An 11,929-nucleotide genomic window follows, 5' to 3' on the forward strand; every position below is an offset into this window, starting at 1 on the left:
GTGCGCCCACCTCTCCCCTACGGTCACCCGGCCGCGTACACGTCCTCGACGTAACGCCCGTCGGTGACCAGTCCGTCGAGCCACTGCTCCGCGGCCGTCGCGTCCGCGCCGGGCGTGCGGTCCCGGTACAGGGTACGGAACGCGTCCCGCACACCGGGCGCCATCCGCGAACCGTCGCCGCAGACGTACACCCGGGCCCCGCCGCCGAGCAGCTTCCACACCTCGTCGGCCTCGGCGGCGATGCGGTGCTGCACGAAGACCACGTCGCCCTCCGGTGCCGCGCTGAAGGCGGGGCGCAGTGAGACGGCTCCGGCGGCTTCGGCGGTGCGCAGCTCCTCGGCGTGCAGGAAGTCGGCGTCGGGTGCGTCGCAGCCGAAGTAGCAGAGGGCGGGGGCGAGTTCGGCGCCCGCGGCGAGGGCGGCCGTACGGTCGGCGACGGCTCCGCGGAAGGGGGCGAGGCCGGTGCCCGCCGCGATCATGATCACCGGGGTCGAGGCGTCGCGCGTGTCGATGCGGAAGGCCTCGCGGCACGGCTGGACGCGGGCGTGGACCGTGTCACCGGGTTCGACGGTGGTCAGGTAGCCGGATCCGGTGCCGCGGTAGAGCCCCTTGCCCGAACGTGCGGGGGCTTCCAGCAGGGAGACCATCAGGTCCGCGTGACCGGTGTCGACGGCGGGCGAGGAGGAGACGGAGTAGTGGCGGGGGCGCAGCGGGGTCAGGATGTCGAGGAGCTGCGGCCAGTCCAGGGCGCCGCGCAGGGCGGGGTGGTCCTCGATCACCTCGACGAGGGTGCGCGGGTCGTCGCCGGGGAGGGCCGCCAGGGCCATGCGCTCGGGCGGGCAGGGGTTGGCGGCGGCGAGGGCGGCCAGCTGGGCGAGGGTCGGGCGCTCCTGCAACTCGACGTGGTGCGCCAGGAGTTGACGCACCGTCAACGGGCGGTCCAGCGCGAGCCCGTCGCGGCGGGGGCGGGTGGCCCGGATGTCGAGGACGCTGTCGGGGTCGACGCCGAGTGCGGCGGCGGCACGGTCGACCAGGGCCGCCGCGTTGGTGGGCAGCACGGTCAGGTGGTCGGCCGTGCGGTAGGTCGTGCCGTCGGGGAGGGCGACGCGGACGAGGCGCTTGCGGCGCGGGTGTCCGGGGGCGGTGAGGTCGCGGGCCTCGGTGACCGTCATGGGGACGAGCCCGTGCCGCTCGGCGAGCGCGTCCAGGGGGCCGCCGGTCAGGATGCGGACCTCGTACGCCGTGGTGGGCTCGTCGTTGGTGGGGACGGTTGCGTCCGGGTCGCCGTACTGGTCGAGGAGGGCCGTACGCAGGCGGGCCGTGAAGTCCCTTACCGCGCCGGTGAGATCGCCCGAGGCGTCGGCGGCGGCGCGGTCGACGAGGCGGGTGGCGCCGAGTGCGGCGAGGCGGTCGTCGATGCGGGTCGGGAAGTGCTGGTAGGTGGCGGCCCAGTTGCGGTCGCCGACACCCAGGACGGCGAAGGTGACGTCCTTCAGGTCGTGGGTGTCCTCCAGCCAGGCGGCGAAGGCGGTGGCGTCGTCGGTGGGGCGGCCGTTGTAGGAGGCGGCGGTGATCACGACGGGACGGTCGGTGGGCAGGCCGTTCGCGTAGGCGTCGAGGGATGCGACCTGCGTCGCGCAGCCGATCGCGGCGGCCTCGTCGGCGAGCCCGGCGGCGAACTCGCGGCACGTGCCGTAGTTGCTGCCGTGCAGGAAGAGGACGCCGGTGCCGGGGCGGACCCGGGCGGGCAGGGCGTGCGTGTCGAGGTTCTGCGCGGTCTCGGCCGGCAGCGCGCCAGGCAGGACACCGTGTGCGCGGTCGGCAGTGGTGCGCGGGGTGAGGGTCAGGGTGAAGCCCTCGGGCTTGAGGGTGAGGGTCTCCTTCACGTGGAGCGCGTAGTCGGCGTGGTCCCGCAGCCGGTAGCGGTGGACGAGCATCGCCAGCAGCATGGTCGCCTCGTGCAGCGCGAACTGCCGCCCGATACAGGCGCGTTCACCGGTGCCGAACGGCTTGAAGGCGTGCACGGGCCGCTCCGCCTCCGCCTCGGCGGTGAACCGGGAAGGGTCGAACAGCTCGGGGTTGTCGCCCCAGACGGACTGGCGGTGCAGCATCGGGGCGAGCACGGTGACGGCCTGTCCGGCGCGCAGCGGGACGCGTCCGCCGAGCAGCGTGTCCTTCAGGGCGTGACGGCTGAAGGCGGCGGCCGTCGGCCACAGCCGCAGCGCCTCGTTGAGGACCTGGCGGGTGTACGTCAGCCTGCCGACCTCGTCGTAGGTCGGCTCGGGGTCGGCCTGGTCGCCCCACAGGGCGTCGGCCTCGCGCTGGACCATCTGGAGCGCGGTCGGGTGCTTGGCGAGGTAGTACAGGGCGAAGGACATCGCGCCGGAGGTCGTCTCATGACCGGCGATCAGGAAGGTGATGACCTGGTTGCGGATGTTGGCGGTGTCCAGGGTGGTGCCGTCGACGGGGTGCTGGGCGGTGAGCATCAGGCCCAGCAGGTCCTCCGCCTCGGCCTGGTCGGTGCCGGTGCCGGCGCGGGAGGCGATGACGTCGTCGACGACCTGCGCGAGGTAGGCGGCGTCGTCCCGGAAGGCGTCGTCGGCGGCCGAGTGGTCCTGGCCCGGGGTGCGGGCGAGCTGGGTCATGCTCCACTCCAGGCAGCGGACCATGGACTCGACGAAGGGGTGGGCCTCGTCCCGTCCGAAGGACCCGAAGTCGTAGCCGAATCCGGCGAGTCCGATCGTGTCGAGGGTCATCCGGGTCATGTCGTCGGGCACGTCGACCGGCTGTCCGGCGCGGGCGGCCCGGTCCCAGGACGCGATGAGCCGGCGTGCCACCTTCAGCATCACGGGGTGGTAGGTGCGCATCGAGCCGAGCGCGAAGGCGGGCATCAGGATGTCGTGCGCCCTGGCCCAGTTGGGCTCGTCGTTGTACGCGGTGAACAGCCCGTCGGCCGCGAACGCACGGACGTTCTCCAGCGCGGGCCCGACATGCTTGGCGAACCGCTGCTCGTCGGCGAGGTCGGTCACCAGGTCCAGGTCACTGACGAAGAGCGTGTCGCGCCCGTGCAGCCGCCGCACGAGCACCGGCCCGTGCTTGCGCATCAGGTTCATGACCTGCTGGATGGGCGTACGGCCCGGTCCGGTGGCGGTGATGTCGACTACGGGGACGCCGAGGAGGGTGTCTGCGGTGTGGGGGTGCAGAGCGGTGGGGGGCATGGCGCGACAACTGCCTTTCGCGGTACGGGAGTACTGCGATCAAGGTTGGTCGAGCGAGCCGGGCCGCCCGCGCCACGGGACTACACGATCGTGTAGTCGACACAGCTCGCGGGGACTTGCGAAAGTCCCCGGTCTACGCCTCACACCGGGTTCGTGAAGTCCGTGAGGGGTCCTGGGGCGGGAGCGGTGGAGGCCCTCGGGATCAGATGTGTCGGCAGAACGACGTGCCGCCCGAGGTCGGCGTCGGGGTCGTTGATCAGCTCCAGGACCAGTTCGCCGACCACATGGCCCATCTCGGAGGGCGACTGGGCCACCGTGGACAGGTCGATCCACTCGGCCACCGGCTGGTCGTCGAAGCCGAGGACGGACATCCGCTCGGGTACGTCGATCCTGGACTGCCGCAGCGTCCGGATGAGGGAGGCGGCGAGGTCGTCCTGCTCGGCGAAGACCGCGGTGGGCGGCTCGCGCAGGCTCAGCAGCTCGCCGAGCGCCTCGGTGACGGCGCGCCTGTCCTCGGCCGGAGCGGCCACCACGAGGGAGTCGTCCAGCGGAACGCCGGCCTCGGTGAGTGCCTGCTGGTAGCCGAGCAGCCTCGCGTGCGAGCTGAAGGAGAAGCCGGTGGCGCCCGGGCTCTGCATGAAGGCGATCCGGCGGTGCCCGAGGTTGAGCAGGTGCCGGGTGCCGTGCCGGGCCCCGGCCGCGTCGTCGACGTACACGCTCGGCCGCCCGTCGGCATGCTGGCTGACATAGACGACGGGCATCCCGAGGTCGTCGAGCCGTGCGCTCTCCTCGGCGGTGAGGTCGAAGGAGAAGACCAGCAGGGCGTCGGCGTTGCGCCGGGCCGGCAGCTGCTCGAAGAACGAGGCGCGCTCGGCCAGGTCGGGTATCACGTAGACCGCCAGCTCCATGTCCGCGGCGCGCAGCAGCGGGCCCAGGCTGGAGAGGGCCGAGCCCATGAACCACGAGTTGAGCGTGGGGACGAGCACCGCCACCACGCCGGTCCTGCCGGTCACCAGGCTCGAGGCGTGCCGGGAGATCGCGAAGTTCAGCTCGCGCGCGGCCTGTTCGACGCGGGCGCGGACGTCCGGTGACACGTTCGACAGTCCCCGCAGGGTGCGCGAGACGGTGGATGCGGAGACCCCGGCCCGCTCGGCGACATCGGCCATCGTGGGGTGCCGTTGAGCTGCTGGCATGGGCGGACGCTAGCAGAAGCGTGCACCGGCCCACAGACCCCTCCTGACAGCGCTGTCACGGAATTGCAGGAACGTCATGCATCGACGGGGCGCCCGCGGGTATCCCTAGTGTGCAATCGCTGTCTCGTATGCATCGAAGATGAGGCAAGGAAGCAGCCGTCAGAGGCAATGGCCTGCAGAATTGTGCTTCGATCCGCTGTGACAGCGTAACCATGGCCTCGGTTCCACACGACCCAGGAGCGGCAGTGAAGATCAGTACGACCGGAGCGCCGGGACGCACCGCTCCCTGGTGGCGCGACGCCGTCATCTACCAGGTCTACATCCGCAGTTTCGCCGACGGGAACGGCGACGGGGTGGGCGACATCGCCGGCATCCGCTCCCGGCTGCCGTATCTCCAGTGGCTCGGCGTCGACGCCATCTGGATCAACCCCTGGTACAAGTCGCCGATGGCCGACCACGGTTACGACGTCGCCGACTTCCGGGAGATCGATCCGCTGTTCGGCACGGTTGCCGAGGCGGAGCAGCTTATCGAGGAGGCGCACCGACGCGGGATCCGTGTCATCCCCGACATCGTGCCCAATCACACCTCCGACCAACACGCCTGGTTCCGGGCGGCGTTGGCGGCCGGTCCGGGCAGCCCTGAGCGGCAGCGTTACGTCTTCCGGGCCGGCCGCGGGCCCGAAGGCGCCGAGCCGCCCAACGACTGGGTGTCCTGCTTCGGCGGCCCGGCCTGGACACGGCTGCCCGACGGCGAGTGGTACCTGCATCTGTTCGCCCCCGAACAACCGGACCTCAACTGGGAACACCCGGAAGTGCGGGCGGAGTTCGAGTCGATCCTGCGTTTCTGGTTCAGCCGGGGCGTCGACGGATTCCGTATCGACGTGGCGCACGGTCTGGTCAAGCACCCCGAACTGCCCGACCTGCCGCCCCGCCCGGAGGTGGCGGCCGAGGGGCCGCGGCAGCACCTCGACCATCCGCACTGGGACCGGGACGAGGTGCACGACATCTACCGCGCGTGGCGGCGGGTGGCCGACGAGTTCCCCGGTGACCGCTCGTTCGTCGCCGAGGCATGGGCCGACACCCCGGAGCGGCTCGCCGCGTACGTCCGCCGGGACGGCCTGCACACGGCGTTCAACTTCGACTTCCTGATGTCCAGTTGGGACGCGAAGGACCTGCGTGCCGTCATCGACGACTCGCTCGCGATGCTGGGCGCGGTCGGTGCGCCGGCCACGTGGGTGCTCTCCAACCACGACGTCGTACGCCACCCCAGCCGGTACGGCCGCAAGGTGGTCAAGCGGTGGACGGCCAACGAGACCTACCGGCCAGAGGGCCCCCTGGACCGGGAACTGGGCACCCGGCGGGCCCGTGCGGCCGCCCTGCTGATGCTCGCCCTGCCCGGCGGCGCGTACGTCTACCAGGGCGAGGAGCTGGGGCTGCCGGAGGTCGAGGACCTCCCGGAGGCGGTGCTGCAGGACCCGGTCTGGGAACGCTCCGGGCACACCGACCGAGGGCGCGACGGCTGCCGGGTGCCGATCCCGTGGTCGGGGCGGAGTGCCCCGTACGGCTTCAGTCCGGAGGGCACGCGGGCCGAGCCCTGGCTGCCGCAGCCGGCGCTCTGGGCGGACCTCGGCGTGGCCGTGCAGACCGGTGACGAGAGCTCGACGCTGGAGCTGTACCGCGCTGCCCTGCGCCTGCGCCGCGAGCATCCCGCCCTCGGCGACGGCGTCCTGACCTGGCTCGACACCCCCGCCGGGGTCCTCGCCTTCGGCCGCGACCCTGGTTTCGTGTGCGTGGTGAACCTCTCGGCCGAGGCGTACCGGCTGCCCGACGACGCCTCGGTCCTGCTGGCCGACGGGCCCGTGGAGAACGGTCTGCTGGCGCCGGACCACACGGCCTGGCTCGCCGTGTAACTGCTCCCCGCGGGGAGGCCCGAACGGTCCGCCTCCAGGCCTCCCCCCGTCACCGCCGGCCGGCAATTCACCTGCGACCGCCCTGCATGATTGTGTAGTGCACGTAATGCGCGTCTCCGTGTCGCGCGACGGGTGGCGGAGGTGTGGGTGGAAGAGGGCAGCGCGGAGGGCGTGATGTGGCGCAATCGCGCCCTGACGCTCTTCGACCGGGTCGCCGTCCCCGTCGCCGTGTGCGATGTGTACGGCAACGTCCTGCTGGCCAACCCCGCGATGGCGGCCGAGTGCGGTACGACCCCGGGGCGGCTTCGTGGCCATGCCGTGCTGGAGCTGTTCCGGCCGCAGGAGGCGACGCAGGTGGAGCGGATCGCGCAGGCGCTGCGGCTCAGGCACCGGTCGCGGTATCAAGTGTCGGTGCGGTGGGAGGCGCCGGGCGGGGCCGAGCGGTTCGGGGAGCTCACGGCCGATCCGGTCAGCGACACCGTGCAGGACACACCCGCTCTGCTCGTGATGCTGCGTGTGCAGGGCGAACGCGAGCCGCTCGCGGACGCGCCCGCCCTGGTCGCACCGGTGGAGGCGCGCATCCTTTCACTGCTGGCCGGGGGCGCGACCACGACCAGGGCCGCCAAGGAGACCGGCCTCAGCACGGACGGCGTCACGTATCACCTACGGCGGCTGTCGGCACGCTGGGGCGCGTCGAACCGTACCGAGTTGGTCGCCCGGGCCTACGCGCTCGGCGTTCTCACGCCCGGAGTGTGGCCGCCCGGCGCGTAGGCGGTGCCGGCTCCCTCGGGTGCGCCGAAGCGGGCGAGGGTGTGCCACACCATCTTCAGGTCCTGCAGCTCATGGCGGCCGGTGCGGGCGGCGTCGCCGATGATCCGCGGGTCGAGGTGGCCGTCCTCGGCGATCCGGGCGCCCAACTCCGCGTATTCCGGGCCTCGGTAGTCGGCGTGGCGCCGCAGCTCGGTCACGGTGAGCCGGTAGCCGGGGTGCCACTCGACGGGGCAGGGCAGCAGGCGGGCCGCGGCCTCGACGGGCGTGCCGCGGTAGCTCGCGTCCAGGACCAGCGCCTCCACGTGCGCGGCGAGGAGGACGCCGCCGTGGACCTGGGCCTCGATGTAGTCGTTGAGGGCGTCCTGCTCGTCGGCCTCGGCGAGAGCGATGAGCGACATGCCGGCGGCGACCCCGAACTCGGTCGGCTCGGCCGCGCTGTCGGGATAGCAGAGGGTGGTCCGGGTGAGCGCCTCGGCGCCGAGCCGGAAGTGCGAGGAGCCGAACCGCGGTGCCGCGCCCACCACTTGGCGCCGGAAGTTCAGCGCGCCGTACACGGGCCGGTCGTGCGGGGCCGCGTCGTCGTAGGCACCCCCGAAGATCCGGCTCTCCCAGCGCCAGCGGTCGCCGCCGGGGTGTGCGGTGAGGCCGCCGTTGCTCGTGCCGGTGACGAACTGCGAGTGGTAGGCGCCGTCCTGGGCCAGCGCCCGGAGGATGGGCAGCCCGCCGGTGAGCCGGTCGGGGTGGAAGTTCAGCGTGATCCGCAGGTCGGGGCCGACGGCCGGGCCCGTGGAGCGGGCGGCGACATGGCCCAGCGCGTCGCGTGCCCGCGCCGAGCCGACGTTCCCGATGTCCACTGACTGCCCTTCCCGGAAGAACCCCGATGAGCCCTCTTCAAAAGATCACTCACCGGTCGGAACATCCGCAACTCCTTTGTCAACCGCCCGAAGTGAGGTCGGACACCGCGAGGACGATCTTGCCGCGGTTGTCCCGTCGCTCCAGCAATTCGTGGGCGGCGCGTGCCTCCTCCAGAGGGACGACTGTCTCGACCGGCACGCGGTACGCGCCGGCGGCGACCCGCTCGGCCAGCTCACGGAGGTCCGCACGGGGGTCGTAGCCGTGGATCTGGAGGTTGGTGAGCTGGAAGCCGAAGACGGACGCGTTCTTGGGGTAGAAGTCGCGGGTGTCCACGGTGCTGGGCTCCAGGGCGACATTGGCGAGTGCGACGACCCGTCCGCCGTGCCCCACCTCGCGCAGACTGCGCCCGAACGCCCGGCCGCCGACGGTGTCGAGGACCACGTCGGCACCCCGCCCGTCGGTCAGCCGCAGTATCTCCTCGACTTCCGCTTCGTCGGGGTGGGCGGAGGTGTCGACGGTGTCCTGGGCTCCGAACTCCCCTGCCCACGCCGCCTTTTGCGCCGATCCGGCGAGGGCGATGATCCGGGCGCCGGTCTCGGCGGCGATCTGCACAGCCGCGCTGCCCACCCCGCTGGCGGCCGCCTTGACCACGACGGTGTCCTCCTTGGTGACCTTGGCGAGGTGCCGCAGGCAGTACCAGGCGGAGAGCCAGGCGACCGGCAGGGTGGCCCCTTCGACCAGACCCACACCGTGCGGCAGGACCGTGACCTGCGTCGCCGGGACGATCGCCAACTCGGCATAGAACCCAGGGGCGTTCACGCCGTCCAGGGCCATGACCCGCTGCCCGACCTCGAGACCGGTCACTCCCTCCCCCAGCGCAGCGACGACGCCCGCCGCCTCCACGCCCGGGATCAACGGCGGGCGCCCGGCCCGGTGATACACGCCCGCCCTGACCAGCGCGTCAACACGGTTCACGCCCGCCGCAGCGATCCGCACCAGCACCTCACCGGGCCCTGCCACGGGATCGGGCACCTCCACCGGCACCAGCACTTCGGGCCCACCGAACTCGTCGATCCGTACCGCACGCATGACGCACCCGCTTCCTGCCACAGCCACCCACGTGACTGACACTGGTTGAAGTGGTGTCACTCTCCGACACCACTTCAACCGGTGTCAAGAGGGAGCGCGCCCGCAATCGACACCGCATGAACCGGTGTACGCTCTCCCGTATGACCGGCACCTCCGTCCCCTCCGACCCGGCCCTCGCCTTCCCGTTCATCGGCGGGCGCCCCTGCCTGGACTTCGTGGCGACGCTCGGCCGGCGGCACAGCACCGCTCCCCTGGAGCGGCTGCCCGACCCCGCCGCCCTGGCCCGGTGGTTCACGGAGGCGGAACTCACCGCGGACGGCGAACCGGTACGGGTCACCGCCCGGGACCTGGCTGCCGCCCGCGTCCTGCGCGAGGCCCTCTACGGCGTCGTACGCGCGACGATGGCCGGGCAGGAACCGGAGGCGGCCGACGTGGAGCAGATCAACGGCGCCGCGGCCCGCCCGGACCTGGCCCCCCAGCTGGGCCCCGTGCACTGGACGGCACGGCAGGCAGCCCGGGCGGCGTTGGCGACGGTGGCCCGGGATGCCGTCCTCCTCGTGCGCAGCCCTCTGCTGGGCCGGGTCAAGGAGTGCGAGAACCCGGACTGTTCGCTGCTGTTCCTGGACGACTCCCAGGCCCGGCGCCGACGTTGGTGCTCCATGGAGCGCTGCGGCAACCTCGCGAAGGTCGCCGGCTACCGGTCCCGAAGCCGGGCCGCCACCACCCGGTGAAGGTGGATCAGGACGTCGCGGGTGGGGGCGAGGGCGACGTCGTTCGGGCCGTCCGGGTAGTCGGTGCCGATGCCGCGGGTGCCGACCGGCGTCCTACACGCCGGCCCTCGCAGCGTCAGGACACCGCAGGCGTCCAATGCGGGTCGCGCCCCAGGAAGGCGAGCAGCGCCTCGGCCCTGTCGTAGCCATGCGCGTTCTCGCGTGCGGGCGCGAACACCTGGTACGCGTCCCGGAGATGATCGACGAGCTGCTCCGCCACCGGCCAGATTCCCTCGGCCAGTTCGCCGGTCAGCGGACGGTCCTGGCCGGTCGCGACCGCGATGTCCCAGGCGTGCACGGCCGCGTCCATGGCGGCCGCCGCCGCGGCGAGCGGCAGGGGCAGCGGGCCCAGCGGTGTCGGCACCTGCTCGGCGTCGGCGGGCAGGTTTGCGTAGGCGTCCGCCACCGCGTGCAGCACCTTGCCGAGTTCCGCCGCCGGATCCCCGTCGAGGGCGTCCGCCGGGTGGAACGGGTCGCTGTCCGGGCGGCCGCCGGTGATCGCCAGGCCGTAGCCCTGCTGGTCGGTCCGTGCATGGTTGAGGACCTGCCGTACCGTCCACTCGGCGCACGGCGTCGACGCTCCCCACGCCGTTTCCGGAACTCCGGCGACCACCTCGGCGAGATAGCCGTGCGCCCGCGTGAGAACCTCGATGCGCTGGGTGTGCTCCATGGTTGTTCCCCCTCGTGTCACGCTTCGACCGACACGAACAATCTAGGCTTCGTTGCGGACAGTTACGGTCCTCAAGGACAGTCTCGACGACTACACCCGATGCGCCTGCGGAGGGAGAACGGCACGAGGATGCGAGTTGTACGTGAGTGGGCGGCGTCCCTCGTGCGCTTCGTGAAGCTGCGCCGGGACCCCGTGGTCGTGCAGACGCTGCGGTCGGCGGTCGCGGCGACGATCGCGTATGTCGTCGCCCTGCGCCTCAGCCCCGAGTCCGCCCCGCTGACGGCACCGCTCACCGCGCTGCTGGTCGTCCAGGTCACCCTGTACGCCACGCTCACCAACGGCGTCCGCCGGGTCAACGCGGTGGTGGCCGGCGTGCTGGTCGCCATCGCCTTCAGTCTGCTGGTGGGTCTGACCTGGTGGAGTCTGGCGCTGCTGATCGTGGCGTCGCTGGCCGTCGGGCGTCTGGTGCGGGTCGAGGAGTACGTGCCCGAGGTGGCGATCAGCGCCATGCTGGTGCTCGGGGTCACGGCCGTCGGGGACACCGCCTGGGCACGAGTGGTGGAGACGCTGATCGGCGCGGCCGTCGGGCTCGGCTGCAATCTGCTGCTCGCGCCGCCCGTGTGGGTGGACGAGGCGGGCGAGTCGATCGAGGGGCTGGCCCGCCGGGTGCGGCGGCTGATGCTGCGCATGGGCGAGGAGGCCGCGGGCCGCACGCACGTCGAGCGGGCGACGGAGCGGCTGCACGAGGCGCGCCGGCTCGACCACGACATCGTCGAGGTGGACGCGGCCCTGCGGCAGGCCGAGGACAGTCTGCGGCTCAATCCACGCGTGCGTGAGGGCCTGCTGCACCGGGTGGTGCTGCGCACGGGGCTGGACACGCTGGAGATCTGCACGGTCGTCATGCGGGTACTCGCGCGCACCTTCACCGACCTCGCGAAGGAACGCGATCCCGAGCCGCTGTTCGCGCCCGAGACGGGTGCGGCGGTGGAGCGGCTGCTGTCGGAGATCGCCGACGCGGTGGTCAGTTTCGCCGTGCTGGTCACCACCAGCGTCAGCGTGAGCGCGGAGTCGGCCGAGGCCCGGCTCGCCGCCGAACTGCGCCAGGCCGCGGCCACCCGCGACAAGCTCGCCCAGCTGCTCCTGGAGGAGGTCCAGCGCGACGCCCGCTCCTGGCAGCTGTACGGCGCCGTGCTGACCGAGGTCAACCGCATCCTCGACGAGATGGACACCGAGCACCGCTCGCGCCGGCTCCTGGAGGAGCTGGACCGCACGTCCAGTGAGCAGCGCGAGCGCATGCCGCGGCTGACCAGGCTGCGGGAGAGCCTGCGCGATTCCGAGCGGCTGCGGGTTCCGGACGTGCTGCGCCGGAACCAGGGCGACACCGCGCGTCGTTCCAAGTGACGTAGTCACCGGGGCGGCGTACGTTTCCGGCATCGGAAGCAAGGGGGCGGGC

Annotated in this window: 9 protein-coding genes; 4 read left to right on the forward strand and 5 right to left on the reverse strand. The window is 72.2% G+C overall.

Annotated features, from left to right (window positions below; translation table 11 throughout):
- Positions 1 to 23: 23 nt before the first annotated feature.
- Positions 24 to 3,218, reverse strand: coding sequence for a cytochrome P450 (locus tag OG303_RS05870; RefSeq protein WP_405865427.1), 3,195 nt, complete (start codon positions 3,216 to 3,218; stop codon positions 24 to 26).
- A 140-nt stretch (positions 3,219 to 3,358) separates the two neighbouring features.
- Positions 3,359 to 4,411, reverse strand: a complete 1,053-nt coding sequence (locus tag OG303_RS05875; RefSeq protein WP_405865429.1) for a LacI family DNA-binding transcriptional regulator — start codon at positions 4,409 to 4,411, stop codon at positions 3,359 to 3,361.
- Positions 4,412 to 4,623: 212 nt separating this feature from the next.
- On the opposite strand from OG303_RS05875, the gene OG303_RS05880 reads away from it, so the two are divergent.
- Together OG303_RS05880 and OG303_RS05885 are read left to right on the forward strand one after the other, a co-directional pair.
- Positions 4,624 to 6,321 carry a glycoside hydrolase family 13 protein gene (locus OG303_RS05880; RefSeq protein WP_405865431.1) on the forward strand — a complete coding sequence of 566 codons (1,698 nt, stop codon included), beginning with the start codon at positions 4,624 to 4,626 and terminating at the stop codon, positions 6,319 to 6,321.
- Between the two features lie 174 nt (positions 6,322 to 6,495).
- Positions 6,496 to 7,092, forward strand: a complete 597-nt coding sequence (locus tag OG303_RS05885) for a PAS domain-containing protein (RefSeq protein WP_405877105.1) — start codon at positions 6,496 to 6,498, stop codon at positions 7,090 to 7,092.
- Here the strand turns inward: OG303_RS05885 and OG303_RS05890 are convergent.
- Together OG303_RS05890 and OG303_RS05895 are read right to left on the reverse strand one after the other, a co-directional pair.
- Positions 7,044 to 7,946, reverse strand: coding sequence for a DUF3626 domain-containing protein (locus OG303_RS05890; RefSeq protein WP_405865433.1), 903 nt, complete (start codon positions 7,944 to 7,946; stop codon positions 7,044 to 7,046). The two genes, OG303_RS05885 and OG303_RS05890, sit on opposite strands and share 49 nt — an antisense overlap.
- A 79-nt stretch (positions 7,947 to 8,025) precedes the next feature.
- Complete coding sequence (locus tag OG303_RS05895) at positions 8,026 to 9,036, reverse strand: zinc-binding alcohol dehydrogenase family protein (RefSeq protein WP_405865435.1); 1,011 nt, start codon at positions 9,034 to 9,036, stop codon at positions 8,026 to 8,028.
- A gap of 140 nt (positions 9,037 to 9,176) precedes the next feature.
- On the opposite strand from OG303_RS05895, the gene OG303_RS05900 reads away from it, so the two are divergent.
- Positions 9,177 to 9,767, forward strand: coding sequence for a CGNR zinc finger domain-containing protein (locus tag OG303_RS05900; RefSeq protein ID WP_405865437.1), 591 nt, complete (start codon positions 9,177 to 9,179; stop codon positions 9,765 to 9,767).
- Between the two features lie 115 nt (positions 9,768 to 9,882).
- On the opposite strand, the gene OG303_RS05905 is transcribed toward OG303_RS05900, so the two are convergent.
- Positions 9,883 to 10,476 carry a TIGR03086 family metal-binding protein gene (locus OG303_RS05905; protein WP_405865439.1) on the reverse strand — a complete coding sequence of 198 codons (594 nt, stop codon included), beginning with the start codon at positions 10,474 to 10,476 and terminating at the stop codon, positions 9,883 to 9,885.
- A gap of 129 nt (positions 10,477 to 10,605) precedes the next feature.
- Here OG303_RS05905 and OG303_RS05910 point away from each other — a divergent pair, with 129 nt between their 5' ends.
- Complete coding sequence (locus OG303_RS05910) at positions 10,606 to 11,877, forward strand: FUSC family protein (protein WP_405865441.1); 1,272 nt, start codon at positions 10,606 to 10,608, stop codon at positions 11,875 to 11,877.
- Positions 11,878 to 11,929 lie beyond the last annotated feature (52 nt).

The sequence above is a fragment of the Streptomyces sp. NBC_00005 genome, from assembly GCF_045160215.1.
Lineage (GTDB): Bacteria > Actinomycetota > Actinomycetes > Streptomycetales > Streptomycetaceae > Streptomyces.

Excerpts from the sequence above, each read along its gene's own strand:
- OG303_RS05905 (WP_405865439.1), bottom strand. The coding sequence starts at position 10,476 with ATGGAGCACACCCAGCGCATCGAGGTTCTCACGCGGGCGCACGGCTAT.
- OG303_RS05870 (WP_405865427.1), bottom strand. The coding sequence starts at position 3,218 with ATGCCCCCCACCGCTCTGCACCCCCACACCGCAGACACCCTCCTCGGC.
- OG303_RS05880 (WP_405865431.1), top strand. The coding sequence starts at position 4,624 with ATGGCCTCGGTTCCACACGACCCAGGAGCGGCAGTGAAGATCAGTACG.
- OG303_RS05895 (WP_405865435.1), bottom strand. The coding sequence starts at position 9,036 with ATGCGTGCGGTACGGATCGACGAGTTCGGTGGGCCCGAAGTGCTGGTG.
- OG303_RS05885 (WP_405877105.1), top strand. The coding sequence starts at position 6,496 with ATGTGGCGCAATCGCGCCCTGACGCTCTTCGACCGGGTCGCCGTCCCC.
- OG303_RS05900 (WP_405865437.1), top strand. The coding sequence starts at position 9,177 with ATGACCGGCACCTCCGTCCCCTCCGACCCGGCCCTCGCCTTCCCGTTC.
- OG303_RS05875 (WP_405865429.1), bottom strand. The coding sequence starts at position 4,411 with ATGCCAGCAGCTCAACGGCACCCCACGATGGCCGATGTCGCCGAGCGG.
- OG303_RS05910 (WP_405865441.1), top strand. The coding sequence starts at position 10,606 with ATGCGAGTTGTACGTGAGTGGGCGGCGTCCCTCGTGCGCTTCGTGAAG.